The organism is Prescottella agglutinans (assembly GCF_004011865.1).
GTDB lineage: Bacteria > Actinomycetota > Actinomycetes > Mycobacteriales > Mycobacteriaceae > Prescottella > Prescottella agglutinans.
In genome coordinates, this window is record NZ_RKLP01000006.1 from 42,447 (window position 1) to 67,910 (window position 25,464).

At 70.5% G+C, this 25,464-nt stretch carries 24 protein-coding genes; 21 read left to right on the plus strand and 3 right to left on the minus strand.

What is annotated here, in order from left to right; all coding sequences use genetic code 11:
- Positions 1-32 precede the first annotated feature (32 nt).
- Genes EGT67_RS12515 through EGT67_RS12525 form a run of 3 tightly spaced genes read right to left on the minus strand, consistent with a single transcriptional unit; the run spans position 33 to position 3,051 of the window.
- Complete coding sequence (locus EGT67_RS12515; protein ID WP_127916411.1) at positions 33-848, minus strand: carotenoid biosynthesis protein; 816 nt, start codon at positions 846-848, stop codon at positions 33-35.
- Positions 845-2,428 (minus strand): phytoene desaturase family protein, encoded by a 1,584-nt coding sequence (locus EGT67_RS12520; protein WP_127916664.1) that lies wholly within the window; start codon positions 2,426-2,428, stop codon positions 845-847. Before EGT67_RS12520 ends, EGT67_RS12515 begins: the two co-directional genes overlap by 4 nt.
- Positions 2,428-3,051 (minus strand): GNAT family N-acetyltransferase, encoded by a 624-nt coding sequence (locus EGT67_RS12525; RefSeq protein ID WP_127916665.1) that lies wholly within the window; start codon positions 3,049-3,051, stop codon positions 2,428-2,430. The genes EGT67_RS12520 and EGT67_RS12525 overlap by 1 nt, the downstream gene beginning before the upstream one ends.
- A 249-nt stretch (positions 3,052-3,300) precedes the next feature.
- Between EGT67_RS12525 and EGT67_RS12530 the strand changes: the two genes are divergently transcribed.
- The 21 genes from EGT67_RS12530 (at position 3,301) to EGT67_RS12630 (ending at position 25,464) form a co-directional block, all read left to right on the plus strand.
- Positions 3,301-3,759, plus strand: coding sequence for an SAV_6107 family HEPN domain-containing protein (locus tag EGT67_RS12530; protein WP_164877554.1), 459 nt, complete (start codon positions 3,301-3,303; stop codon positions 3,757-3,759).
- A 205-nt stretch (positions 3,760-3,964) separates the two neighbouring features.
- Positions 3,965-4,393: a DUF3040 domain-containing protein gene (locus EGT67_RS12535; RefSeq protein ID WP_127916412.1), complete on the plus strand. Its 429-nt coding sequence runs from the start codon at positions 3,965-3,967 to the stop codon at positions 4,391-4,393.
- Positions 4,394-4,905: 512 nt separating this feature from the next.
- Entirely contained in the window at positions 4,906-5,337 is a 432-nt protein-coding gene (mraZ, locus tag EGT67_RS12540; protein ID WP_127916413.1) for a division/cell wall cluster transcriptional repressor MraZ, read from the plus strand.
- A gap of 269 nt (positions 5,338-5,606) precedes the next feature.
- A complete protein-coding gene (rsmH, locus tag EGT67_RS12545; protein WP_127916414.1) occupies positions 5,607-6,623 on the plus strand; it encodes a 16S rRNA (cytosine(1402)-N(4))-methyltransferase RsmH in 1,017 nt (338 codons plus the stop codon).
- Positions 6,620-7,312 carry a cell division protein FtsL gene (gene ftsL, locus EGT67_RS12550; protein WP_127916415.1) on the plus strand — a complete coding sequence of 231 codons (693 nt, stop codon included), beginning with the start codon at positions 6,620-6,622 and terminating at the stop codon, positions 7,310-7,312. Before rsmH ends, ftsL begins: the two co-directional genes overlap by 4 nt.
- Positions 7,309-9,210 carry a peptidoglycan D,D-transpeptidase FtsI family protein gene (locus tag EGT67_RS12555; RefSeq protein ID WP_241565998.1) on the plus strand — a complete coding sequence of 634 codons (1,902 nt, stop codon included), beginning with the start codon at positions 7,309-7,311 and terminating at the stop codon, positions 9,208-9,210. Before ftsL ends, EGT67_RS12555 begins: the two co-directional genes overlap by 4 nt.
- Before the next feature lie 189 nt (positions 9,211-9,399).
- A complete protein-coding gene (locus EGT67_RS12560) occupies positions 9,400-11,061 on the plus strand; it encodes a UDP-N-acetylmuramoyl-L-alanyl-D-glutamate--2,6-diaminopimelate ligase (RefSeq protein ID WP_127916416.1) in 1,662 nt (553 codons plus the stop codon).
- Entirely contained in the window at positions 11,058-12,566 is a 1,509-nt protein-coding gene (locus EGT67_RS12565; protein WP_127916417.1) for a UDP-N-acetylmuramoyl-tripeptide--D-alanyl-D-alanine ligase, read from the plus strand. Before EGT67_RS12560 ends, EGT67_RS12565 begins: the two co-directional genes overlap by 4 nt.
- On the plus strand, positions 12,563-13,657 hold the full coding sequence (gene mraY, locus EGT67_RS12570) for a phospho-N-acetylmuramoyl-pentapeptide-transferase (protein ID WP_127916418.1): 1,095 nt from the start codon (positions 12,563-12,565) through the stop codon (positions 13,655-13,657). The genes EGT67_RS12565 and mraY overlap by 4 nt, the downstream gene beginning before the upstream one ends.
- Before the next feature lie 3 nt (positions 13,658-13,660).
- Positions 13,661-15,181, plus strand: a complete 1,521-nt coding sequence (gene murD / locus EGT67_RS12575) for a UDP-N-acetylmuramoyl-L-alanine--D-glutamate ligase (protein ID WP_127916419.1) — start codon at positions 13,661-13,663, stop codon at positions 15,179-15,181.
- On the plus strand, positions 15,178-16,671 hold the full coding sequence (gene ftsW / locus EGT67_RS12580) for a putative lipid II flippase FtsW (protein WP_127916420.1): 1,494 nt from the start codon (positions 15,178-15,180) through the stop codon (positions 16,669-16,671). The genes murD and ftsW overlap by 4 nt, the downstream gene beginning before the upstream one ends.
- On the plus strand, positions 16,668-17,813 hold the full coding sequence (gene murG / locus EGT67_RS12585) for an undecaprenyldiphospho-muramoylpentapeptide beta-N-acetylglucosaminyltransferase (RefSeq protein ID WP_127916421.1): 1,146 nt from the start codon (positions 16,668-16,670) through the stop codon (positions 17,811-17,813). Before ftsW ends, murG begins: the two co-directional genes overlap by 4 nt.
- Positions 17,810-19,306: a UDP-N-acetylmuramate--L-alanine ligase gene (gene murC, locus EGT67_RS12590; RefSeq protein WP_127916422.1), complete on the plus strand. Its 1,497-nt coding sequence runs from the start codon at positions 17,810-17,812 to the stop codon at positions 19,304-19,306. The genes murG and murC overlap by 4 nt, the downstream gene beginning before the upstream one ends.
- A complete protein-coding gene (locus tag EGT67_RS12595; RefSeq protein WP_241565999.1) occupies positions 19,303-20,130 on the plus strand; it encodes a cell division protein FtsQ/DivIB in 828 nt (275 codons plus the stop codon). The genes murC and EGT67_RS12595 overlap by 4 nt, the downstream gene beginning before the upstream one ends.
- A gap of 222 nt (positions 20,131-20,352) precedes the next feature.
- Complete coding sequence (gene ftsZ, locus EGT67_RS12600; RefSeq protein ID WP_127916423.1) at positions 20,353-21,582, plus strand: cell division protein FtsZ; 1,230 nt, start codon at positions 20,353-20,355, stop codon at positions 21,580-21,582.
- Positions 21,579-22,319 (plus strand): peptidoglycan editing factor PgeF, encoded by a 741-nt coding sequence (gene pgeF, locus EGT67_RS12605; RefSeq protein WP_241566000.1) that lies wholly within the window; start codon positions 21,579-21,581, stop codon positions 22,317-22,319. Before ftsZ ends, pgeF begins: the two co-directional genes overlap by 4 nt.
- 27 nt (positions 22,320-22,346) lie before the next feature.
- Entirely contained in the window at positions 22,347-23,075 is a 729-nt protein-coding gene (locus tag EGT67_RS12610; protein WP_127916424.1) for a YggS family pyridoxal phosphate-dependent enzyme, read from the plus strand.
- A 118-nt stretch (positions 23,076-23,193) separates the two neighbouring features.
- Positions 23,194-23,799 (plus strand): cell division protein SepF, encoded by a 606-nt coding sequence (locus EGT67_RS12615; protein WP_127916425.1) that lies wholly within the window; start codon positions 23,194-23,196, stop codon positions 23,797-23,799.
- 104 nt (positions 23,800-23,903) lie between these two features.
- A complete protein-coding gene (locus EGT67_RS12620; RefSeq protein ID WP_127916426.1) occupies positions 23,904-24,206 on the plus strand; it encodes a YggT family protein in 303 nt (100 codons plus the stop codon).
- 114 nt (positions 24,207-24,320) lie between these two features.
- On the plus strand, positions 24,321-25,145 hold the full coding sequence (wag31, locus tag EGT67_RS12625; protein ID WP_127916427.1) for a DivIVA-like cell division protein Wag31: 825 nt from the start codon (positions 24,321-24,323) through the stop codon (positions 25,143-25,145).
- A gap of 40 nt (positions 25,146-25,185) precedes the next feature.
- Complete coding sequence (locus tag EGT67_RS12630) at positions 25,186-25,464, plus strand: hypothetical protein (protein WP_127916428.1); 279 nt, start codon at positions 25,186-25,188, stop codon at positions 25,462-25,464.

Here is a 25,464-nt window from a genome sequence, read left to right on the forward strand (position 1 = left end):
CGAGATCATCGTGCAAGGCACGGGTATTCGTGTCAGGCGGCGCGGGTGGTGTCCGATTCGGTGCGGCGCGAACACGTCAGTCGCAGCAGCAGGGGAGCGCCGACGACACCCATCGCGACCAAGCCGTAGACCGCCGAGTACCGCAGCTCGGGAGCGTCCAGGAACACCGCGTGCGCGAGGGCCGAGCCGAGCCACGTCCACAGGAACAGCGCGATCGGCACGGCGTCGCGGATGGGCGATGGCGGCGCGGGGTGGACGCGGCGGTCGAGCAGGTCGACGAGGATCGCCATCACCGCGGCCACGACCATCCAGCCCGCGTAGTTGGTCAGCGGGATGTGCTCGACACCGGCCAGCCCGGCGTCGGTGACACACCACCGCCACTGCCCGTCCGCGACCATCTGCGGGTCGAGGTACAGGTCCCAGCCGACCACACCGATCGTCGTGAGGGCGATGCGCGGGAGGCTGCCGCGGGTGACCACCGACGCGGCGCACCACACCGGGTAGAAGCCCGCCGTCCACGCGAACGGCACCACCAGCGGCACGTCCGCGATCGACGGCCCGAGCCGGCCGGACGCGTACTCGTAACAGCCGTACGGGATTCCCGTCGCGACCCCGACGACCTCCGACATCAGCCCGATCCCGGCGGTGGCCAGCACCATGCCCGCCGCCCACCTGCCGCCCCGGACCCCGACGGCATGCACGATCGACGCCGTCGCCAGCAGCGCGACCACCGCCACCGTGACGACGTCCCGGGACCGGCCGTCGACGAGGGGATACGCGATCTGTGCCGCGACGGCGGCCGCCGCGACGACCGCGGAGACGCGCACGAGCGGCGTCGCGGACCTCATCGGAAGGTCTTGCGCAGCACCCGGCGTAGTCGTCCACCGCCGGCGTCCGCGAGCGCGACCCGGGCCGCGCTGCGTCCACTCGATCCCGACACCCCGCCACCGGGGTGCGTCGACGCGCCCGTCAGGTACAGGGCGTCGGCATCCGGGACGCGGTGTCCGGCCAGTTCCGGAATCGGCCGCCACATGAACATCTGGTCCAGTGACATCTCCACGTGCATCACGTTGCCACCGATCAGGCCCATCTCGCGTTCGATGTCGGCGGGCGTCTGCACGAACCGGTGCCGGACACTGTCGGCGAAACCGGGCGCGAGGGCGTCCACGCCCGCGACGATGCGGTCGGCCTCGCTCTCGCCGAGATCGGCCCAGCGTCGGCCGCCGGACAGCGCGTACGGGTGCCACTGCGACCACAGCGTCACCTGGTGCTCGCCCGCTGGGGAGATCGTGGGATCGATGCCGCTGAAGCTCATCGCCAGCACCGCCGGTTCCGGCGGCAACTCCCCGGCGAGCGCGGCGCCGTGCGCCGCCCGCAACTGCGCCCGGTCGGAGACCAGCAGCTGAAGACCCGACGTGGCGGTCGCCGCGGCGGGTGCGCTCGGGTACGACGGCAACGCGTCGGTGCCCAGCCGCAGCACCATGCCGATACCGGGGCCGACGCGGATCCGCCGTCGCCATCCGGCCAGGGTGTCCCGGTCGTACCCGCCGCGTTCGAGCAGGTCGAGGGTGGTCAGCACGTGGCAGCCGGCGACGACGGCGCGGGCCCGGAGGCGACGGCCGGACTCGGTCACGACGGTCCACCCGTCGGTGTCGCGGCGCAGCTCGGTGGCGCCGTCGCCGAGGCTGACGGTGCCGCCGTCGGACGCGAGACGCGAGGCCAGTGCTGCCGTGAGCGCGCCGCTGCCGCCGACCGCGCGGCCCGGCGGCAGCGTGTGCATCAGCGCCGCGAACCCGACCATCGGGGCGGTGCCCGGTTCGGACATCGGCGGACCCGACTGGGCACCGAACCACGCGAGCGCGGCCTTGAGCGGTTCGCTGTCGAAGTACTCGTCCAGCAGGGCGTCGCCCGTCGTGAGGAACTCCCGGGAGATCGCGCTGCCCCCAGCGGACGTGTCCAGCCCCCAGAACGAGCGCAGCAGATGTCCGCCGGTCGGCGGTGCCGAGAACGCCCGCATGACGCGCTCGGTGCGCGGGCCCCACGTCTGGACGAAGCGCCGGTACGCGGCTGCGTCGGCGCCGCCGCACGACTCCTCGATGGACCGGCACGTGCGCTCGAGGCTGCGGTGGAAGACGATGCCCGGTCGGTCCGAGTCGGCCGGGGCAGGGGCGAACGCCCACGGGTCGCAATCGATGTAGCGCAGTCCGTGCGCGGCGAGGTCGAGTTCCTCGATGATCCCGGTGTGGCGGATCATGATGTGCGCCGACGATCCGCGGTCCACCTTGTGTCCCGGGAACCGCTCGACGGTCGAGACCGCGCCGCCGAGCACCGTGTCGCGTTCGAGGACCTCCACCGACCAGCCTGCGCGCGCGAGGTAACAGGCCGAGACGAGTGCGTTGTGGCCCGAGCCGACGACGATCACGTCCATCACAGCGGCAGCCCCCGGCCCAGAACGGCGAACGGGCGGCGGTCGCCCGCGAAGGTGAAGTGGCGGACGACGTCCCGGAACCCGGTGCGTCGGTACAGCCGCCACGCCCGATTGTTCTCCTGGTCCACCTCGGGGGTGGACAGCAGCACGCCCCGTTCGGGTCGGTCGTCGAGGAGTCGGCGCAGGAGTCGTTCACCGAGTCGGTGCCCCTGCGCGCTCGGATGGACGTGCAGTTCGGTCAGTTCGAAGTAGTTGCCCAGGACGTACTCGATCTGGTCGCGGCTCCAGCCGGTCGCCTGCATCCCGTGACGGACCTGCTGCTGCCACCACTGGTCGGGGGCGCCGCGGTAGCCGTACGCGATCGCGACGAGTGGGGCCGGCCGGTCCGGGTGCGCGGGATCGGGCTGGACCGCACCCACCGCACGCCAGCCGGGTCGCCCCGTGTGCTCGGTCCACATCGGCGCACGGTGGTACTCGGTCCCGTGCGGATAGCCCATCGCGGCCACGTAGATCGCCAGCGCCTCGGGCAGCCGAGCGCGCATCTCGGACACCGACAGATCGACGACGACCGGCGTCCCGGGAGTGGTGCCGGGGCTCTCTCCGGGGCTGCCGGTGCTGTCCATGCTGTGGCTCACCCTCTTCTCCCTTGACGATGTGTCGGTGGGGCCAGCTATATTGAATAGGTCGAACACATGTTCGATATCGGCGATCCGGTGATGTTCGAGGGAAGCGAATCATCGCCGGATCGCCGGCCTTGAACTTCGGAGCGGTGGGAGGTGTTCGGAGTCGTGTCGGAAGTCGAATCGGTCGTACCGGTCGCGTCGAGGATGCGGCCGAGGCCGGCGTCGGGGTTGGCCCCGAGGTCGGCGGGAATGCCGGGGATCGCGGGCGGGTGCGGATCCTCCGGTCGGCGTCCGGTGTCGGTGCAGGCGACGACGTTGCTCCGTCGCGCCGACCGCCTGTTGTCGGAGGCGGCCGGGGCCGGGGAGCCTGCGGAGCGTTTCCGCTGCGCCTACCTCGCCGCCCTGCGCGGCGCGGCCGCAGTCCTCGCTGCGGCGGAGGGGCAGGCTCGTGCGGCGGCGTCGCGGCGGCCGCGTTCCCGGAGCGCGTGGGTGCTCATGGTCCGTGCGGCGCCCGAGTTCGCGGCATGGGCCGACTACTTCGCCGAGCACTCGGCGTTGCGCGCGGCGATCGAGGCGGGCGTGACGCGCGCGGTCTCGGATGCCGATGCCGACCGGTTCTACGGGGAGGTGGGTCGGTTCCTCACCGCGGTGGAGGATTTCCTGCCCGAGGTGGGTCGGAGTGGGCGTGATCGGGGCATCTCCGGGTAGTGTCCGGCGGGTGATTCCGGACACGTTGGCGGAGCTGCGGGTCGCGGTGTCCCAGATCGTCATGGATTCGTCGAGAACTCGTCGATGGAGTAGCTGGTACGGGACCGACTCTCCTCGTATTATTGAATTCAGGTAACCGTCAGTCCGTTACCCACCTCACCGCACCGCGGATGAGGTGCCAACTCTTAGTGCCGGGGGAGGTACCGTGCCACTCTCCGAGCACGAGCAGCGCATGCTCGACCAGATCGAGAGCGCGCTCTACGCCGAGGATCCCAAGTTCGCGTCCACTGTGAGGGGCGGGCGAATGCGTGCCCCCTCCGGCAAGCGTCGGTTGCAGGCGGTGGCCCTCTTCGTTTTGGGTCTCGTTCTTCTCGTCGTGGGCGTGGCTGTGAATGTGAGGTTGGGCGAATTCCCGATCATCAGTCTGATCGGATTCGTCGTGATGTTCGGTGCCGGAATCCTCTTTCTTCTCGGCGGAGGAAAGAGCCATCTGGCGGCGGTTCCCGATGGGGACGGCTCTCCGGGCACGTCGGGCGGATCGCATCCGCGTAAGTCCCATGGCGGCAAGAAGTCGGGTGGCGGCTTCTCTTCCCGCATGGAAGACCGATTCCGTCGGAGATTCGAACAGGAGTAGGTCGTAGTTTTTCGAAAACGGTGATGGCGTGGCCCTCGGGTCACGCCATCACTGTTTCTGTGCCCCGCTGTCGTGACGGCCCGTCGGGTGCGACACGCGCTCCCCACATCCCTCCACGACGACTCCCCACCGTTCCCCACCGGGATGCCCCACCGCTCCCCACCGGTGAGATCGGGACTCGCGATGCGGCGCTCCCGGCTCGGCCGCCCGTGCCGGCGGCGCCTCGAGCTGGGATTTTGTTGATCTTGAAATGCGCGTACCGGACCAGGCGGGCGCGCGACGCGCGTGTCCGCCGTCACCCATCGATGCTTCCCCCACTTCGCCCCGCGGCTGTGAGCTGCACTTATCGGACGGAACTTGTCAAATCTGGGTTCTGATCGGATTGAAAGTGGAGGGAAGTGGGGTAAAGTGGCGGGCAGCGGATCGTGCGAGCGACCCGCAAGAAATGCGGGACGGTACCAACCGGTATCGACCCACATGTTCGCCACAGGGCCCCGGTGGGAGGTGTCGAGATGTTTCTCGGTACCTACACGCCGAAGCTCGACGACAAAGGGCGGCTCACGCTGCCCGCGAAGTTCCGGGACGCGTTGGCGGGAGGGTTGATGGTCACGAAAGGGCAGGACCACAGCCTTGCGGTGTATCCCCGTGAGGAGTTCACCGCACTCGCGCGTCGTGCAGCGGCGGCTTCCCGCAGCAACCCACAGGCACGTGCGTTCGTGCGCGGGTTGGCGTCGGGAACCGACGAACAGCACCCCGATGCCCAGGGGCGGATCACGCTCTCCGCGGACCATCGCCGCTATGCGGGGCTGTCCAAGGAGTGCGTCGTAATCGGATCGGTCGATTTCCTCGAGATCTGGGACGCCCGAGCTTGGGAGTCCTACCTCGCGGAGCACGAAGAAAGCTACTCACAAGCCAGAGACGAGGCGCTCGAGGGGATCTTCTAGCCCACCGACGCCGGCGAGTGCCGCGAGGCCTCTGCCCGAGTGTGACCCTGACGCACTTCCCCAGCGCCAGGTTCACCACCGGGACCCTGACGCTCTTCCCCAGCGCCAGGTTCCTCGATCGGACAGGGACCTCGAGGCATTCGCCCTCCCCGGAGAAGTGACGTTCGCGAGTTTCGTTGCAGGACAGACCCGCTGCCGACGATTCGCAAACCCGCACCTCCGACACCCGAACAATGCACAGCCGCAATCGAGCAGGAGCCGGAGGAAACATGGTCGACGGCGAGGACGACAACCAGTCCGTCCCCGACGAGTTCGGTCATGTCCCGGTACTGCTGCACCGCGCGGACGAACTCCTGGGGCCGGCCATCACCGCCGACAACCCGCGCGGCGACGGCGCGGTGATGATCGACGCCACCCTCGGTCTGGGCGGACACTCCGAGTACTTCCTGCGCACCTATCCCGGGCTGCACCTGATCGGTCTCGACCGGGACCCGGAGGCGCTGCGGATCGCGTCCGGGCGGCTGGCTCCCTATGCCGACCGGACGACGTTCGTGCACACGCGCTACGACGGGATCGTCGACGCGCTCGACCAGGCCGGGCTCGACTCGATCGGCACCGTGCACGCGATCCTCTTCGATCTCGGTGTGTCGTCGATGCAGCTCGACGAGGCGGACCGTGGATTCGCGTACTCCGTCGACGCGCCGCTGGACATGCGGATGAATCCGACGACGGGCATCACCGCCGCCGAGGTGCTCAACACCTACAGCCACGGTGAGCTCGCACGCATCCTGAGCACCTACGGCGAGGAGCGTTTCGCGGGCCGGATCGCGTCGGAGATCGTGCGGCGCCGTCAGAAGCAGCCGTTCACCACGAGCGCCGCGCTGGTCGAGCTCATCTACGACGCCATTCCCGCCGCGACCCGCCGCACCGGCGGCCACCCCGCCAAGCGGACGTTCCAGGCGCTGCGTGTCGAGGTCAACGGCGAGCTCGATTCACTGCGCGCGGCCGTCCCGGCGGCGCTCGACGCCCTCGCGGTCGGCGGTCGCGTCGTCTTCATGTCGTACCAGTCCCTCGAGGACCGCGTCGTCAAGCAGGAGCTGACCCCGCTGTCCAAGTCGAAGACGCCGGAAGGCCTGCCCGTGGAGTTGCCGGGCATGGGACCGGAGTTCCGGATCCTCACTCGTGGCGCCGAGCGCGCGTCCGAGCAGGAGATCGAGGACAACCCGAGAGCAGCGCCGGTGCGGTTGCGCGCGGCGGAGCGAATCGCGAGGAGGGAGACGGCATGACTGTTCAGGTGGCTTCCACCACGCGGGTCCGACGGTCCACCGCGGCACAACGGGCGTACGAGCGTCGTCAGCAGCGCGCCACGGTGACCGCCGGTGCCGGCGCCGGCGCCGGCGCAGGCACCCGACCCGCGTCGCCGGCGTCGAATCGGTCCTCGCTCGGCTCGTCGTCGCGCACGATCGTCGCGCGGGTCCCGTTCGTGGCCACCATCCTCGGCCTGCTGTGCATGGGACTTGCGACGACGCTGCTGCTGACGACCCGGTCGGCAGAGGATTCGTACCAACTGGCCGACGCCCGGGCACACAACCAGAGCCTGCGGGAGCAGACGGCGGCGCTGCAGCGCGAGGTCGCCGCCGGCAACTCCGCACCGGTTCTCGCCGAGAAGGCGGCCGAGCAGGGGCTGATCCCGGCCAAGGATCCCGCCCGCCTGCTCCTCGATACCGACGGCACTGTGCACGTGATCGGCACCCCGAAGCCCGCCGAGGGCAAGCCCGTCGCGCCGCTGGACCGGACTCCCGCGCCCACACCGGCTCCGGCGGCACCGGCCCCGCAGGTCCACGCGTCGACACCGTCACCCACGACGGCGCCCGCCACACCGGCGCCGGTCAATGACGGCCGAGTCCAGGCGCGCGGTGAACAATCGACTCTCGTGACGGTCATCACTCAGCCCCCGGCAGGTGCGCGGCAGTGACGTCCCCGGGTGGACGCGCTCCGGCCCCACGCCGGCGCCGCCCGGCGTCCCCGCCCCCGCGCAGGTCGCGGGGGCGGAAGGCGTCCCAGCGGCGCACCGATTCGTTCGGGTTCCGGCTCAAGTACGGGCGGGCGACCATGCTCGTCGCGCTCGGCGTCGTGGCACTCCAGTTGTTGTGGGTGCAGGGTGTCGACGCGCCCCGACTGTCGGCGGAGGCGGCCAACCAGCGGGCCACGACGGTCACGCTGCCGGCCGTACGCGGCGCGATCGTCGACCGCAGCGGCAACAAGCTCGCATACACCCTCGATGCGAAGGCGCTCACCTTCCAGCCGGTGCGCGAGCGCAAGAACATGGAGGAACTGCGCGCCAAGGACGAGACCGCTCCCGATCCGGAGACCCGGCTGAAGGAGATCGCGCAGGGTATCCACGAGCGGCTCGGCGACACGGTGTCCGAGAGCGATCTGCTGAAGAAGCTGGAGAGCGACGAGACGTTCGTCTACCTGGCGCGCAGCGTCGACCCGGCGGTGGCCGCCGACATCGCGGACGAGTTCCCGGAGGTCGGGCTCGAGCGACAGGACATCCGCGAGTACCCCGGTGGTTCCCTCGCCGCGAACATCGTCGGCGCGACCGGATGGGACGGCCACGGTCTGCTCGGACTCGAGGACTCGATGGACTCGACCCTCGCGGGTAAGGACGGCAAGGAGACACACGACCGCGGTTCGGACGGTGCGGTGATCCCCGGCAGCCGGCGCGACCTGCAACCGGCGGTGGACGGTTCCACGGTGGAACTGACGATCGACTCGGATCTGCAGTACTACGTGCAGCAGCAGGCCCAGCAGGCGAAGGACCTGTCCGGTGCGAAGAACGCCTCGGTCGTGGTGCTCGACGCGAAGAACTCCGAAGTGCTCGCGATGACCAACGACGGCACGTTCAACCCGGCGATCGGGGTCGGCAACAATCCGCCGACCGCGCAGATGGGCAACCTTCCGGTGAGTTCGCCGTTCGAGCCGGGCTCGGTCAACAAGATCGTCACCGCGGCCGCCGCGATCGAGTACGGGCTGACCACGCCGGACGAGGTGCTGCAGGTACCGGGGTCGATCCAGATGGCCGGCGTCTCGGTGAAGGACGCGTGGGCGCACGGCGTCGCGCCGTACACCTCGACGGGCGTGTTCGGGAAGTCGTCCAACGTCGGGACCCTGATGCTCGCCGATCGGGTCGGCGAGGAACGCTACGCCGACATGCTGCACCGGTTCGGGCTCGGCCAGGCGACCGGCGTCGGCCTGCCCGGTGAGAGCGCCGGCAGCGTCCCCGAACTGGAGGACTGGTCCGGCGGTACGTTCGCCAACCTGCCGATCGGTCAGGGCCTGTCGATGACGCTGCTGCAGATGACCGGCATGTACCAGGCGATGGCCAACGACGGCGAGCGCATCGCGCCGCGGATCGTCAAGTCGACCGTCGCGCCGGACGGCACGCGGACCGAGACCGAGCGGCCCGAACCGGTCCACGTGGTCAGCAAGGAGACCGCCCGCACCGTGCGCGACATGTTCCGATCGGTCACCCAGAAGGATCCGATGGGCTACCAGCAGGGCACCGGGCCGCAGGCCGCGGTAGAGGGCTACCAGATCACCGGCAAGACCGGCACCGCGCAGCAGGTCGATCCGGTGTGCAAGTGCTACTCGAACTCGAACTATTGGATCACGTTCGCCGGCATCGCTCCGGCCGACGATCCGCGCTACGTCATCGGCATCATGCTCGACGCGCCGGTGCGTGGTGTCGACGGCGGCGGCGGCCAGTCGGCCGCACCGCTGTTCCACAACATCGCGTCGTGGCTGCTGCAGCGTGAGAGCGTGCCGTTGTCACCGGACCCGGGTCGGCGGCTGGTGCTGCAGGCCGACTGACCACCTGCCGGGGTGACGATTCCCACGTGAGCGGGCGGGCCTGACGTGCTGGCTCGTCCGTCGGGCGTCACCGCCGGTAATCTGACACGTCGATCTGTGTCGAACGTATCGGCGAGGATCGCGCGACAACCACAGACCACCGAACCGCAGTCCCGTAAGTACCGACCGACCCGAGAGGACCCATCGCCTGTGCTTCCGAGTCCGCAGCCTTCCACGCCGGACACGGCGCCGGGAAGCGGTCTTCGCCCCACGAATCCGCCGCTGACCGACCTCACGGAGTTGGCGGCGACGATCGGTGCCCGGATCGAATGGGTGCCGTCGGAGCCGGTGGGTGGACGTGAACCGGCGACCGTCACCGGTGTCGAACTGCGCGCGCAGGCGGTCCGGCCGGGCGACCTGTTCGCGGCGCTGCCCGGGGCGCACACGCACGGTGCGGAGTTCGTCTCGACCGCGCTCGACGCGGGTGCGGCGGCGGTGTTCACCGACGACGCCGGGCTCGCATCGGTCACCGCGCGCCTCGGCTCCGCCGAAGCGGTCGCACCGTTCCCGGTCGTGGTGCATCCGGATCCTCGCGGCGCGCTCGGGGAGGTCTCGGCCACCATCTACGGCCGCGCGTCCGAGCGGATGCAGGTGATCGGCATCACCGGCACGTCCGGCAAGACGACGACGTCGTATCTGATCGAGGCGGGGCTCGCCGCCGCCGGACGCAGCATCGGCCTGGTCGGCACCATCGAGACCCGTGTCGAGGGGCACCGCGTCCCGAGCGCCCTCACCACCCCGGAGGCGCCGCAACTGCACGCGCTGTTCGCGGCGATGCTCGAGCGGGGCATCGACACCGTGGTGATGGAGGTGTCGAGTCACGCGTTGGCGCTGGGGCGGGTGGACGGAGTCCGCTTCTCGATCGGTGCGTTCACGAACCTGTCCCAGGACCACCTCGACTTCCACAAGGACTTCGACGACTACTTCGGCGCCAAGAGTCGGTTGTTCGCGGCCGACTCGACGGTGCGCGCCGAGCGCGCGGTGGTCTGCGTCGACGACGAGTGGGGTGTCCGCATGGCCGACATCGCACGCCGCGCCCACCCGGACCGGTCCGACGCGGTCGCGACGGTGTCGACCCGCGCCGCAGGCGACTGGACCGCGGGCTCGGCGCACGCCGTCCCGTCGGGCAACCAGATCTTCACCCTCACGGGGCCGGACGGTGCCGCGCACGAGGTGTCGCTGCGCCTGCCGGGCCACTACAACGTTGCCAACGCGGCCCTCGCGGTGGCGGTGTGCGCGGCCGCCGGCGCCGATGTGGATGCGGCGCTCGCCGGTATCGGCGAGGTGGACGTGCCCGGGCGGGTGCAGCGCGTCGAGCGCGGGCAGGACTTCATGGCCGTCGTCGACTATGCGCACAAGCCGGCGGCGCTCGAGGCGGTCATCGCGACCCTGCGCGGCCAGGCCGAGGGCCGGATCGCGGTCGTCGTCGGGGCCGGCGGGGACCGCGACAGCGGCAAGCGCGCGCTGATGGGGGAGGCCGGTGCCCGCGGCGCGGACCTGCTGGTGATCACCGACGACAATCCGCGCACCGAGAACCCGGACGCGATCCGGGCCGCGCTGGTCCAGGGCGCGCTGGCCGTCCCGGCGACCGAGCGCGGCGAGGTCCGCGAGATCGGCGACCGCGGCGAGGCGATCGCCGCGGCGGTCCGGTGGGCGCGCCGGGGCGACGTGGTCCTGGTGGCCGGCAAGGGCCACGAGACCGGTCAGGAGATCCACGGGGTGAAGTACCCATTCGACGACCGCGAGGTCCTGGGAGAGGCGATCGATCGGATCGCTTCCGGAGAAGGCCCCGCACACGGAGGAAACGCATGATCCCGATGACGCTCGCCCAGATCGCACAGGCGGTCGGCGGGACGCTTCACGACGTCGACGATCCGTCGGCCACCGTCTCGGGAACGGTGGAGTTCGATTCCCGCAAGGTCACCCCGGGTGGCCTGTTCCTGGCGTTGCCGGGCGCGCGGGTGGACGGGCACGACCATGCCGCCGGTGCGGTCGCGGCCGGTGCGGTCGCGGTGCTGGCGGCCCGGCCCGTCGGTGTCCCGGCGATCGTGGTCGAACCGCTCGGCCCGTCGGGCAGCGCGGCGTTGGCCCTCGAGCACGACCGCGACGGCTCCGGTGCCGCGGTGCTCGAGGCGCTCGCCAAGCTGGCCCGTGCGAGCGTCGACCGGCTCACGGCCGAGTCGGGGCTGACCGTCGTGGGCGTCACGGGCTCGTCGGGCAAGACGTCGACGAAGGACCTGCTCGCGGCCGTGCTGGCTCCGCTCGGTGCCGTCGTCGCCCCGCCCGGCTCCTTCAACAACGAGCTCGGCCATCCGTGGACGGCGTTGCGGGCCGACGCCGACACCCGGTTCCTGGTGTTGGAGATGTCGGCCCGCGGTCGCGGGCACATCGCGGCCCTCGCGAAGACCGCGCCGCCGCGCATCGGTGTGGTGCTCAACGTCGGCACCGCGCACCTCGGTGAGTTCGGGTCGCGTGAGGCGATCGCCGAGACCAAGGGTGAGCTGCCGGCGTCGCTGCCGTCGGCCGCCGAGGGGGGCGTCGCCGTGCTCAACGCCGACGACCCGCTGGTCGCCGCGATGGCCAAGCGCACCAAGGCCCGTGTCGTGCTGGTCGGGCTGTCCGGCAACGCCGACGTCCGCGCGACCGACGTCCGCCTCGACGACCAGGCCCGGGCCGCCTTCACGCTGACCTGCTCGGCTGGCAGCGTCCCCATCACCCTCGCGGTGCACGGCGAGCACCACATCGGCAACGCGCTCGCCGCCGCCGCGGTCGCGCTCGAGTGCGGCGCGACGCTCGACCAGATCGCCGCCGCCCTGGGTGGGGCCGCGCCGGTGTCCGCGCGCCGGATGGAGGTCCGGGACCGCGCCGACGGCGTCACCGTCGTCAACGATTCGTACAACGCCAACCCCGACTCGATGCGCGCTGCGATCAAGGCGTTGGTGTCGATGGCGAAGTCCGGGCGCGGCCCGGCACGCCGGACGTGGGCGGTCCTCGGCGAAATGGCGGAACTCGGGCCAGAATCAGTCGTCGAACACGACGCGATCGGACGGTTCTCGGTGCGCCTGGACGTGACCAAGCTGATCCTCGTGGGTCCGGGCCGTCCTGTGCGGGCGATGTACCAGGGAGCGGTGATGGAAGGTTCGTGGGGTGACGAGGCGGTCCACGTTCCCGACAGCGCGAGCGCGATCGCTCTGCTGGAGCGGGAGTTGCAGGCCGGTGATCTCGTGCTGGTGAAGGCCTCGCAGTCGATCGGCTTGTGGGAGGTCGCGGACGCTGTGCTCGCCGCGCCGGTGACGGATTCGGAGGCGTCGCAGTGAGGCAGATTCTCTTCGCCGCGGGCATCGCGCTCGCCGTCTCGATCCTCTTGACGCCCGTGCTGATCAAGGTCTTCTCGCGGCAGGGCTTCGGCCAGGAGATCCGCACCGAGGGCCCGGCGAGCCATCAGGCCAAGCGCGGCACCCCCACGATGGGCGGCGTCGCGATCCTCGCGGGAATCTGGGCCGGCTACTGGGGCTCGCATCTTATCGGCATCGGCTACGACGCGGAGGGCCCGACCGCGTCGGGTCTGCTGGTCCTCGGTCTGACCACCGCGCTCGGCGGCGTCGGCTTCCTCGACGACTTCATCAAGATCCGCAAGCAGCGCAACCTCGGCCTGAACAAGACGGCCAAGCTGGTCGGCCAGTTGGTGGCGGCGGTCGCGTTCGGCATCCTGGCGCTGCAGTTCCGGGGCGGCAACGGGCTGACGCCGGGCAGCGTGCACCTGTCGTACGTGCGCGACATCGCGACCGTCAGCATGGGCTCGATCGTGTTCATCCTGTTCTGCTACCTGCTGGTGTCCGCGTGGTCGAACGCGGTGAACCTCACCGACGGGCTCGACGGCCTGGCCGCGGGCTCGATGAGCCTGGTGCTCGGCGCGTACGTGATCATCACGTTCTGGCAGTACCGCAACGCGTGCAGCACGGGTCCGGGCAGCCTCGGCCCGGCCAAGGGCTGCTACGACGTCCGCGACCCGCTGGATCTGGCGCTGCTGTGCGCGGCCGGCGCCGCGGCCTGCATCGGCTTCCTGTGGTGGAACGCGGCTCCCGCGAAGATCTTCATGGGCGACACCGGCTCGCTGGCCCTCGGCGGCATGCTCGCGGGTCTGTCCATCACCACCCGCACCGAGCTGCTGATGGTCGTCATCGGCGCGCTGTTCGTCGCGGAGGCCGCGTCGGTGGTGATCCAGGTGGCGGTGTTCCGGTCGAGCCGGCGCCGCGTGTTCCGGATGGCCCCGTTCCATCACCACTTCGAACTGGGCGGCTGGGCCGAGACCCAGGTGATCATCAGATTCTGGTTGCTGGCGGCCATCGCGTCGGCGATCGGTCTGGCCCTGTTCTACAGCGAGTACCTCGCGGCGATCGGGGACTGACGCATGCAGTTCGAGCAGACGTACCTCGACGAGGCGGGCCTGGGCCGGCTGCGGGACGCGGACGTCCTGGTGGCCGGTGCCGGGATCTCAGGCCGGGCGGTCATCGCGCCACTGCTCGATCTCGGGGCCAAGGTGACGGTCACCGATACCAACGCCGATGCCCTCGCGCGGTGCGCCGAGATGGGCGCCGAGACGGTGCGGATCGACGACCTGGTGGCCGAGCCGCAGCGGGTGGCCGGCTTCGCGCTGGTCGTCACGAGTCCCGGCTTCCGGCCCGACGCGCCGGTCCTGGCGGCCGCCGCGGACGCGGGCGTCCCCGTGTGGGGTGACATCGAGTTCTCCTGGCGGGTCGACCGGGCCCGGATGTACGGACCGCCGCGGCGCTGGCTGGTCGTGACCGGCACCAACGGCAAGACCACCACGACGTCGATGCTGCACTCGATCCTCGAGGCGGCCGGGTTGCCGTCGGCGGCGTGCGGGAACATCGGGCTCCCGGTGCTCGACGCGCTGCGGGCGCAGGAGCCCCGCGCGGACGTGCTCGCGGTCGAGTTGTCGTCGTTCCAGCTGCACTGGGCGCCGTCGGTGCGTCCCGACGCCGGTGTGGTGCTGAACATCGCCGAGGACCATCTGGACTGGCACGGCGGCATGCCGGGATACATCGATGCCAAGGCGCAGGCGTTGACGGGCGACGTCGCGGTCGTCGGCCTCGACGACGAGATCGCCGCGGGGCTCGCGTCGCGTCCGCGGGACGGGCACACGGTCGGCTTCCGGCTCGGCGCCCCGGACACCGGGGAGTTGGGTGTGCGCGGCGGCATGCTCGTCGATCGGGCGTTCGCGGACTCCGTCCCGCTGGTGGCGGCCGACGAGATCAGCCCGCCCGGGCCGGCCGGGCTGTGCGACGCGCTCGCGGCGGCCGCGCTGGCCCGCGCGATCGGCGTCTCCCCGGCGGCGGTGGAGGCGGGCCTGCGTGCGCACCGGGTGGGCCCGCACCGTGCCCAGCTCGTGCGCACCGTCGGCGAGGTCGCCTTCGTCGACGACTCGAAGGCCACCAACCCGCACGCGGCGCGCTCGTCGATCATCGCGCACGAGTCCGTCGTGTGGATCGCGGGCGGCCTGCTCAAGGGCGCGCGCATCGACGACCTGGTCGAGGAGATCGCCGACCGACTGGCCGGCGCCGTCCTGATCGGGCGCGACGCGGCGCAGATCGCGGAGGCGCTCGCGCGACACGCCCCCGATGTCCCGGTGGTGCACGTCCGGTCGGGAGACGATGACTCCATGGGTGCTGCGAACCCCGACTCGGTGCGGCTCGACCTTCCGGGAGCCGACGCCGACACGGTGATGGCGGAGGCCGTGCGTGCCGCCGCGGAACTGGCGGCGCCGGGCGACGTGGTCCTGCTCGCGCCGGCGGCCGCGTCGCTCGACATGTTCGACTCGTACGGTCACCGCGGGCGCAGTTTCGCCGCGGCCGCCGCGGCGGTGTCGGACGAGCAGACGCCGCCGGGGGAGTCCGGAACCCGCCGATGAGAGACGACTCCGAGCGCCGCAGCGACAAGGCCGACCGCGGGCCGCGGACCCGGATCGGTGCCTGGCTGGCGCGTCCGCTGACGTCGTTCCATCTGGTCGTCACCATCGCGATCCTGCTGACGGTGCTGGGCCTGGTGATGGTGCTGTCGTCGTCGAGCGTGGAGTCCGTCGCGCAGGACGGTTCGGCGTACGGGAAGTTCGTCTCCCAGTTGATCTTCGCGACGCTCGGTTTCGTCATCTTCTACATCGCGTTGCTGATCCCGGTCCGGGCGCTGCGCAAGTGGTCGCTGCCCGCGTTCGGCGCCACGATCGTGATGCTGGTGCTGGTGCTCATCCCCGGTATCGGCACGAAGTCGCAGGGCACCCGGGGCTGGTTCGTGATCGGTCCGATCTCGCTGCAGCCGTCCGAACTCGCGAAGATCGCGTTCGCGGTGTGGGGCGCGCACCTCCTCGCGACGCGGCGCCGCGACAATCCGTCGCTCAAGGAGATGCTGATCCCGCTGGTGCCGGCGGCGATGCTGGTGTTCGTGCTGATCGTGCTGCAGCCGGACCTGGGCACCACGATCTCGCTGGCGATCATCCTGCTGGCGCTGCTGTGGTTCGCCGGCCTGCCGCTGAGGATCTTCCTGGGCGTGCTCGGTGCCGGCGTGGTCGGGGCGGTCACCCTCGGGCTCACGGCGGGCTACCGGTCCGCGCGCATCCAGGCCTTCTTCAATCCGGGCGACGACCCGCAGGGCATCGGCTACCAGGCGCGGCAGGCCAAGTACGCGCTCGCCGACGGCGGGCTCTTCGGCGAGGGGCTGGGGCAGAGTCGCGCCAAGTGGAGTTATCTGCCCAACGCCCACAACGACTTCATCTTCGCGATCATCGGCGAGGAACTCGGTTTCATCGGCGCGGGCGCGGTGATCGGCCTGTTCGGCCTGTTCGTGTACACCGGGCTGCGGATCGCGCGGCGATCGGCGGATCCGTTCCTGCAGTTGCTCGCCGCGACCGCGACGGCCTGGATCACCGGTCAGGCCTTCATCAACATCGGCTACGTCGTCGGCGTCCTGCCGGTGACCGGCCTCCAGCTGCCGCTCGTCTCGGCGGGCGGCACCTCGACCGCCACGACACTGCTCATGTTCGGCCTCGTCGCGAACGCGGCCCGGCACGAACCGGAGGCGGTCGCGGCGCTGCACAGCGGCCAGGACGGACGCGTGTCGCGGATGCTGCGGCTGCCGAAGCCGGCCCCGTACATCCCGCCGCGGAAGCGGGGCGCGGCCGTCGTGCGCCGGTCGGAGAGCAAGAAGCTGCAGCCGGCGCGTGCCGAACGGGCACCGCGGCCGCAACCTCGGTCCGTGCGCCACGACCCACCCGGCCGACGGCAGTCGGACGGTGGCCGACGGGTGGACGAGAATCGAGGACACCCGGGATACGACCCGGTTTCGGAACGTGGACGGGCGGCGCGATCGCGCGACGGCCGTCCGGGAGAGCGAGGAATGCGCAGGTGAACGGCGACAACCGCGAGAATGCCGCACTGTCGGTGGTGGTGGCCGGTGGTGGCACCGCAGGCCACATCGAGCCCGCGATGGCGGTGGCGGATGCGGTCCGTGTCCTCGATCCGGCGGCCGTGGTGACGGCACTCGGAACCGAGCGCGGCCTCGAGACGACGCTGGTACCGGAGCGCGGCTACCCGCTCGAGCTGATTCCGCCGGTGCCGCTGCCGCGCAAGCCGACGATGGATCTGCTGCGGTTGCCCGGGCGGATCCGTCGCTCGGTCGCCGCCACCCGTGAGGTTCTCGATCGGACGAATGCGGACGTGATCGTCGGCTTCGGCGGCTACGTGGCGCTGCCGGCCTATCTGGCGGCGGGTTCGGGACTGTTCGGGCGACGCCGGAAGATCCCGATCGTCATCCACGAGGCGAACGCCAGCGCCGGCATCGCCAACAAACTCGGTGCCCGGCGCGCCCGGCGGGTGCTGGCCGCGGTCGCGGGGTCGGGCGTCGCCGCCCGTGGCCGCGACGACGCGGAGATCGTCGGTATCCCGGTGCGGTCGTCGATCACCGGTCTCGACCGGGCGGCGCTGCGGGCGAAGGCCCGCGAGCACTTCGGGTTGCCCGCCGAGGGGCCCGTGCTGCTGGTCTTCGGAGGGTCGCAGGGCGCCCGCTCGCTGAACGAGGCGGTCGTGGGGGCGGCACCGCAGTTGGCCGCCGCGGGGATCTCCGTCCTCCACGCGTACGGCCCCAAGAACTCGGTGGACGTCGCATCCGACCCGGCCGCGCCGTACGTCGCTGTGCCGTACCTGAACCGGATGGACCTCGCCTACTCGGCCGCCGACGCGGTGATCTGCCGATCCGGCGCGATGACGGTCGCCGAGGTGTCGGCGGTCGGGCTGCCCGCGATCTACGTGCCGTTGCCACATGGAAACGGCGAACAGGAACTGAATGCGCGGCCGGTCGTGGCCGCGGGCGGTGGGATGATCGTCGCCGACGCGGACCTGACGCCGCAGTACGTGTCCGACACGGTCGTTCCGCTGCTCGGTGATCGCGCGCGGCTCGACGAGATGGGCCGTGGTGCTGCCGGTGCGGGCCACCGCAGCGCGGCCGCCGCGGTCGCGCAGATCGTTGTCGACGTAGCAAGGGGAAATCGATGAGCGAGCAGTTGCCCGCAGGTCTCGAGCGGGTGCACATGGTCGGCATCGGCGGTGCCGGCATGTCCGGCATCGCGCGGATCCTCCTGGCGCGCGGCGGGCAGGTGTCCGGGTCGGACGCGAAGGAGAGCCGGGGTGTCCTCGCGCTGCGGGCCCGCGGCGCGGTCGTCCGGATCGGGCACGACGCGAGCGCGCTCGACCTGCTGCCGGGCGGCCCGACGGCGGTGGTGACGACGCACGCCGCGATCCCGAAGGACAATCCCGAACTGGTCGAGGCGCGCCGCCGCGGCGTGCCGGTGATCCTGCGTCCCGCCGTCCTGGCGTCGCTGATGCGCGGGCACCGGACGCTGCTGGTGTCGGGCACGCACGGTAAGACCTCGACGACGTCGATGCTCGTGGTTACGTTGCAGCACTGCGGGTTCGATCCGTCCTTCGCGGTCGGCGGCGAGCTGAACGAGGCGGGAACCAACGCCCACCACGGCTCCGGCGAGGTCTTCGTCGCGGAGGCCGACGAGAGCGACGGATCGCTGCTCCAGTACGACCCGGACGTCGTGGTGGTCACCAACATCGAGGCGGACCATCTCGACTTCTTCGGCAGCAGCGAGGCCTACGTCCAGGTGTTCGACGACTTCGTGGGGCGCATCGCGCCCGGCGGGCTCCTCGTGGCGTGCCTCGACGACCCGGGGTCGGCGGCGCTGGCGCGTCGGACGGTCGAGTCCGGGGGCGACGTCCGGGTGCTCGGCTACGGAACCGCCGAGGCCGTCGCGGCGGCGCAGGGCGTTTCGGTCGGTGCCGAACTGGTGTCGTGGACGGCGCGGGACGTCGGGGGAGTGGCCGTGATCCGGCTCGCCGGCGAGACCGAGCCGCGGACGCTCCGGCTGGGTGTGCCGGGAAAGCACATGGCGCTCAACGCCCTCGCCGCGCTGCTGGCCGCGCTGGATTCCGGCGCCCAGGTCGACGAGCTGCTCGAGGGACTGGCGGGGTTCGGAGGCGTCCATCGGCGGTTCCAGCTCACGGGCCGGGAGCGGGGTGTGCGGGTGTTCGACGACTACGCCCACCATCCGACGGAGGTTCGGGCGGTGTTGGGTGCCGCGCGTGAGCTCGTCGCCGAGGACCCGCAGCGGGGCCGTGTCGTGGTGGTCTTCCAGCCGCACCTCTACTCGCGGACGGTGACGTTCGCGCGGGAGTTCGGCGAGGCGCTCGATCTCGCGGACGAGGTGGTCGTGCTGGACGTGTACGGCGCCCGCGAGGAGCCGATCCCGGGTGTCAGCGGCGCGCTGGTCGCGCAGGGTATGACGAAACCCGTTCACTATCAGCCCGATCGGTCCCAGGTGCCGCGTCAGGTCGCGGCCATCGCCGAGCCCGGTGACGTGGTGATCACGATGGGGGCCGGTGACGTGACGATGCTGGGCGGGCAGATCCTCGATGCGTTGCGCACGCGACCCAATCACGTCCGCCGTTCAGGCGCAGCGGGATCCGGTCCGGGGTCGCAGTGACGGTCGACGGTCGGGGTCGGTCGCGTGGTGGACGTCCGGACGCCCGCCGCGAGCGGCGGGCCGGCACCCGGGCGAACACCCGCGAGCGCGGTGCCGCCCCGGATCGGCCGGGCGGCGACGGCCGCCCCGGTCGCGGTTCGGCCGATCGCGAGCGGGCCCGGTCGTTGCGTCGCAAGGTTTTCCTGATCGCCGCCGCGTGTGTGACCGTCCTCGCCGCGCTGTTCGCGACACTGTGGTTCAGTCCGCTGATGTCGGTCCGGCAGATCGCGTTCGTGGGGGACGGGGTGGTCACCGAGGAGGAGGCGCTGAGCGCCCTCGCCGTCGCGGAGGGGACGCCCTTGCTGCGGGTCGACACGGGGGAGGCCGCGCGTCGGGTCGCCCAGATCCCGCGGGTGGCCGAAGCCCGCGTGCAGCGGGAGTATCCGTCGACCGTGAAGCTCACGGTCACCGAGCGGATTCCGGTGGTGTTCTTCGATTCCCCGGACGGGCAGCATCTGATGGACGCCACCGGTGTCGACTATGCGATCGCGCCGCCTCCGTTCGGGGTGCCGAGGCTGGTCACTCCCAACCCGGGCCACGACGATCACGCGACGCAGGCGGCGTTGCAGGTGCTCGAGGCGCTTCCGGAGTCGATTCGAGTGCAGGTGTCCGAGGTTGCGGCGCCGACGATTTCGAGTGTTTCGGCTACGCTGGTGGACGGCCGTGTCGTGGTGTGGGGCGGCGTCGACGGTTCCGAGAGGAAGTCGGCGGTCGTCTCCGTGCTACTGACACAGCCCGGCCGGATCTTCGACGTGTCGAGTCCCGAGTTGCCCACAGTAAAGTGACGGGTGACGCGGATGCTCGCACCGATACCGGTTCGGGGGCTTCCCGCCCCGCAAAAACTTGGCGCGTGTCGGCGCGCCTGCTGGCGGAACGCTCCGGCACTGCATAGCGTTTCGCACCACTGGACTACTTGACATAACTTTAACCCTGTGGTTGAGGTTGAGGGTTTTCCGACACTGAATCCCAGAACGAGCGCGAAACCCACTCACGGAAGGCGAGAGCCCATGACGCCCCCGCACAACTACCTCGCCGTCATCAAGGTCGTCGGTATCGGCGGCGGCGGCGTCAACGCGGTCAACCGCATGATCGAGCAGGGACTCAAGGGAGTCGAGTTCATCGCGGTCAACACCGATGCGCAGGCCCTGCTGATGTCCGACGCCGACGTCAAGCTCGACGTCGGACGCGAACTGACCCGCGGCCTCGGTGCCGGCGCCGACCCCGAGGTGGGGCGCAAGGCTGCCGAGGACCACAAGGACGAGATCGAAGAGGTCCTCAAGGGCGCCGACATGGTCTTCGTCACCGCCGGCGAGGGCGGCGGCACCGGTACCGGAGGTGCGCCCGTCGTCGCGAGCATCGCCCGCAAGCTCGGCGCCCTCACCATCGGCGTCGTCACCCGCCCGTTCTCCTTCGAGGGCAAGCGTCGCGGCACGCAGGCCGAGTCCGGCATCGCCGCCCTGCGCGAGTCCTGCGACACCCTGATCGTGATCCCCAACGACCGGCTGCTCCAGCTCGGCGACGCGGCGGTCAGCCTGATGGACGCGTTCCGCAGCGCCGACGAGGTGCTCCTCAACGGTGTCCAGGGCATCACCGACCTGATCACCACGCCCGGTCTGATCAACGTCGACTTCGCGGACGTCAAGAGCGTCATGTCCGGGGCGGGCAGCGCCCTCATGGGCATCGGCTCCGCGCGGGGCGAGGGACGGTCGATCAAGGCCGCCGAAACGGCGATCAACTCGCCGCTGCTCGAGGCGTCGATGGAGGGCGCACGCGGGGTGCTGCTGTCGATCGCCGGCGGCTCGGATCTGGGCCTGTTCGAGATCAACGAGGCGGCGTCGCTGGTCCAGGAGGCCGCGCACATCGACGCCAACATCATCTTCGGAACCGTCATCGACGACTCGCTCGGCGACGAGGTCCGGGTCACGGTCATCGCGGCCGGTTTCGACGGCGGTGCGCCGGTCAAGCGCCCGCTCGAGGTTCAGTCCGCGATCGGTCGCGGCAACATCGGCGCCGGCCGCGCCGGCGAGGTCGGGCAGTCGGAGCGTCCCGCGGCAGCACCCGCCGCCGCGGCCCCCGAGCCCGAGCCGGCCGCCCCGGTGACTCCTCGTGAGCCGGTCGGAGCGCCCACCGGGTCGAGCCTGCCGCCGCTGGGGAGCCCCGCTCCCCGTGTCGTGCCGGTCAGCAATGAGGAAGGCGAAGACGACGACGTCGACGTTCCTTCCTTCATGCGCCGTTGAGCGGGGTTTCCGTGACGGGTGTCCGGGTCCGGCGGGTCGTCACGACCCGTGCGGGTGGTGTGTCCGCGGCGCCGTACGAATCGTTCAACCTCGGTGACCATGTCGGTGACGATCCGGCGGCCGTCGAGACCAATCGTCGCCGTCTCGCCGACGGCATCGGTCTGCCGTTCGAGCGGCTGGTGTGGATGGAGCAGATCCACAGCCGCAACGTGACGGTGGTCGACGGTCCGGTCGACGGCCCGGTGCCGGCAACGGACGCTCTGGTCACCAAGGAACCCGGTCTCGCGCTCGTGACGTTGAGCGCGGACTGTGTTCCGATCCTGCTCTCCGACGACGAGGCGGGCGTGATCGCAGCGGTGCACGCCGGTCGGATCGGCGCCCGGATCGGTATCGTGCCCAAGGTCATCGGCGCGATGATCGAGCAGGGTGCCCGGCCGGAGCGGATCGGCGCCTTCCTCGGCCCGGCCGCCAGCGGCCGGCAGTACGAGGTTCCTGCCGCGATGCAGGCCGATGTCGAGAAGTTCCTGCCCGGCAGCGCCACGCGCACCGCCAAGGGCACACCCGGTCTCGATCTGCGCGCGGGACTGCGCCGGCAGTTGCTCGCGGCGGGGATCTCCGGCGTGGCGGAGGATCCGCGGTGCACGATCGAGGACCCGACGCTGTTCAGTCACCGTCGAGGAGCCCCCACCGGCCGGTTGGCCGCCGTGATCTGGATGGATCCGTCCGGAGACAAGTGACGGGATCGACGTGGACGATGGGCACCGATGAGTAGGCACGAGGACATCGCGTCGGCGCTGACGGAGGTGCGCGCCCGGCTCGAGGCGGCCTGTGTCGCTGCCGGCCGCGATCCGGTGGAAGTGAAGTTGTTGCCGGTGACGAAGTTCTTCCCGGCGTCGGATGTGCGGATCCTCTACGGCCTCGGCTGCCGGGAGTTCGGCGAGTCGCGCGAACCGGAGGCGGGGGACAAGATCGCCGAGTTCCGGTCGGCGCCGGACGTCGCGGATCCGGTCCGCTGGCACATGATCGGTCGGCTCCAGCGGAACAAGGCCCGCTCGGTTGCCCGGTGGGCCGACACGGTTCATTCGCTCGACAGTGTCCGACTGGCCGAGGCGCTCGACTCCGCGGTGGGCGCCGCGCGGGACGAGGGCGCGCGTTCGGGCCCGCTGCGCGCCCTGATCCAGGTGAGTCTGGACGCCGATCCGGCCCGCGGGGGAGTTCCGGTAACGGATTTGGCCCCTCTCGCCGATCACATGGCGGGTGCGTCGAATCTGACTCTCGGCGGACTGATGGCGGTGCCGCCGCTCGGGTCCGATCCCGACGAGGCGTTCGAACGTCTCCAGGCCGCCCACTCCGACCTGCTGGTCTCCCATCCGGGCGCGACCGTGCTGTCGGCCGGGATGACGGGAGATCTGGAGGCGGCGGTCCGCCACGGTTCGACGTGCGTGCGTGTCGGAACTGCGATCCTCGGCGCCCGCCCGATAGTCTCGAAATAACCACCAGTCACATCATGAACATCAGCCACACGAAGATCGTCAGTCCATCCGCCAAGATCTCTGCGGTCGACCGCAGGTTCCACCAGTACCCGTCCGCCGCGCCCAGGAAGGTCGATCAATGAGCACTCTGCACAAGTTCAAGGCTTACTTCGGCATGGTTCCCCTCGAGGACTTCGAGGATGACTACATCGACGAGCCCGGGCCGGCTCGCCGTGAGTACGCCGAACCCGGATACCCGTCGAGCCGTCGTGACGACGTCGAGGACGACTTCGACCGCTACGACGCCGCGCCGCGCCAGTCGGCGCGGGTCGAACCGCTCCCGGCGCGCCCGTCCCGTCCCGCCCCCAGTGCGGGTCCGCGCGGCGCAACCCGGGGTGCGCTGGCCGTCGACGCCCGGATGGACCGGCTCGAGAGCCGCCGCTCGGTGGTCGACGAGGGTGGGCCGCTGTCGAAGATCACGACGCTGCGTCCGCGTGACTACGGCGAGGCCCGCACCATCGGTGAGCGGTTCCGTGACGGCACGCCGGTGATCATGGATCTCGTCGAGATGAGCAACGCCGACGCCAAGCGGCTGGTGGACTTCGCCGCCGGGCTCGCGTTCGCGCTCCGGGGCTCCTTCGACAAGGTCGCGACCAAGGTGTTTCTCCTCTCGCCCGCCGACATCGACGTGTCCGCCGAGGAGCGCCGCCGCATCGCGGAGACCGGTTTCTACAACCAGAAGTAGCCGTTGCGACCGAGAATCGTGTCACAGCGCACTCGTGGTGTGACACGCGCCTCGGCTCGTCGAATGGTTTTGATCGACCGGTTGTCGTCAGGCAGAGTGAAGGTGTGGCCGTGTTCTCGGTGATCTACGTGATCCTGTTCATCTTCTGGTTGTTGCTCATCGGGCGGATCATCGTCGAGTTCATCCGGGTATTCGCAAGGGACTGGCACCCGACGGGATTCGTCGTGGTCGTCCTGGAGGTGATCTTCACGGTCACCGACCCGCCGGTGAAGCTTCTTCGCCGGCTCATCCCGCCGATCTCGCTCGGCGGGGTGCGGCTCGATCTGTCGATCATGGTGCTGCTTTTTCTGCTGTTCATCCTCATGCAGGTCGTGTCGGGACTGGCGTCACCCGCGGGTTTGGTGTGACAGAATGACCCGCAGTTACAGTGTGACGAGTAACGAAATGGTTAACGAGTACGCGCAACGCGCTAGAACTGAATGCGTGCTAGACCGCCAAATGATGCGTGAAGGGATCCTTCCATGCCGCTGACTCCAGCTGATGTGCACAACGTCGCGTTCAGCAAGCCGCCGATCGGGAAGCGTGGCTACAACGAGGATGAGGTCGATGCCTTCCTCGATCTCGTCGAACAGGAGCTGACGCGGCTCATCGAGGAGAACGCCGATCTCCGTCAGCGCGTTGGCGAGCTCGATCAGGAGCTGGCCGAGGCGAAGAAGGCTCCGCGTCCGGTCGCCGCGGCGGCCCCGGCACCCGCTCCGAAGCCGGAGCCGGTGCGTGTCGTCGAGCAGCCGAAGCCGGAACCGGTGCCCGCCGCGGCCCCGCGTCCGTCCGAGGACGCCAACATGCAGGCCGCCAAGGTCCTGGGTCTCGCGCAGGAGATGGCGGACCGCCTGACCGGCGACGCCAAGGTCGAGGCGGAGCAGTTGCTCAGCGACGCCCGCACCAACTCGGAGCGTCTGGTCACCGATGCCCGCACCAAGTCGGAGACGATGGTTGCGGACGCCAAGCAGAAGTCCGATTCGCTCCTCTCGGATGCGCAGACCCGCTCGGAGACCCAGCTGCGCCAGGCCAAGGAGAAGGCCGACGCGCTGCAGGCGGACGCCGAGAAGAAGCACACCGAGATCATGGCGACGATCAACCAGCAGCGCTCCGTCCTGGAGGGCCGCATCGAGCAGCTCAAGACCTTCGAGCGCGAGTACCGTGTGCGGCTCAAGTCGTACCTGGAGTCGCAGCTGGAGGAGCTGGAGCAGCGTGGCTCGGCCGTGCCGGTCGACGGCGGCCAGGACGCTTTCGGGCAGTCCGGCTCGCAGTCCGGCTTCGGCCAGTTCGCCAAAGGAAACAACTGACCGAGCCGACACCGGCCGGCTCTCGAACAGAGGGTGAATCGTGCTGGTCATGACGCTGGTCCTCGCAGCAGTCGGGTTCGCACTGCTGGTGATCGCCCTGATGACGGGGTCCGTGGTCTGGGCGTGGGGATGCATTGCGATCTGTGTCGCGGGTGCCGTCCTCCTGCTCGTCAGTGCGCTGGCGAGCAGGAAGGCGGCGCCCGCCGCGGATTCGACCGGCGCGGCACGGGAGCGGGAGACCGGGACTCGGTCGTTCGGCAACGGCCGGGACGCCGAAGCGGGCCCGGGCGATTCCGGGCGGAACTCGACTCGGGGCTAG

Bases quoted from the DNA above. Each gene is read 5' to 3' on its own strand.
- EGT67_RS12515 (WP_127916411.1), bottom strand. From the start codon at position 848: ATGAGGTCCGCGACGCCGCTCGTGCGCGTCTCCGCGGTCGTCGCGGCG.
- EGT67_RS12520 (WP_127916664.1), bottom strand. From the start codon at position 2,428: ATGGACGTGATCGTCGTCGGCTCGGGCCACAACGCACTCGTCTCGGCC.
- EGT67_RS12525 (WP_127916665.1), bottom strand. From the start codon at position 3,051: ATGGACAGCACCGGCAGCCCCGGAGAGAGCCCCGGCACCACTCCCGGG.
- EGT67_RS12530 (WP_164877554.1), top strand. From the start codon at position 3,301: ATGCCGGGGATCGCGGGCGGGTGCGGATCCTCCGGTCGGCGTCCGGTG.
- mraZ (WP_127916413.1), top strand. From the start codon at position 4,906: ATGTTTCTCGGTACCTACACGCCGAAGCTCGACGACAAAGGGCGGCTC.
- rsmH (WP_127916414.1), top strand. From the start codon at position 5,607: ATGGTCGACGGCGAGGACGACAACCAGTCCGTCCCCGACGAGTTCGGT.
- ftsL (WP_127916415.1), top strand. From the start codon at position 6,620: ATGACTGTTCAGGTGGCTTCCACCACGCGGGTCCGACGGTCCACCGCG.
- EGT67_RS12565 (WP_127916417.1), top strand. From the start codon at position 11,058: ATGATCCCGATGACGCTCGCCCAGATCGCACAGGCGGTCGGCGGGACG.
- murD (WP_127916419.1), top strand. From the start codon at position 13,661: ATGCAGTTCGAGCAGACGTACCTCGACGAGGCGGGCCTGGGCCGGCTG.
- ftsW (WP_127916420.1), top strand. From the start codon at position 15,178: ATGAGAGACGACTCCGAGCGCCGCAGCGACAAGGCCGACCGCGGGCCG.
- murC (WP_127916422.1), top strand. From the start codon at position 17,810: ATGAGCGAGCAGTTGCCCGCAGGTCTCGAGCGGGTGCACATGGTCGGC.
- ftsZ (WP_127916423.1), top strand. From the start codon at position 20,353: ATGACGCCCCCGCACAACTACCTCGCCGTCATCAAGGTCGTCGGTATC.
- EGT67_RS12610 (WP_127916424.1), top strand. From the start codon at position 22,347: ATGAGTAGGCACGAGGACATCGCGTCGGCGCTGACGGAGGTGCGCGCC.
- EGT67_RS12615 (WP_127916425.1), top strand. From the start codon at position 23,194: ATGAGCACTCTGCACAAGTTCAAGGCTTACTTCGGCATGGTTCCCCTC.
- wag31 (WP_127916427.1), top strand. From the start codon at position 24,321: ATGCCGCTGACTCCAGCTGATGTGCACAACGTCGCGTTCAGCAAGCCG.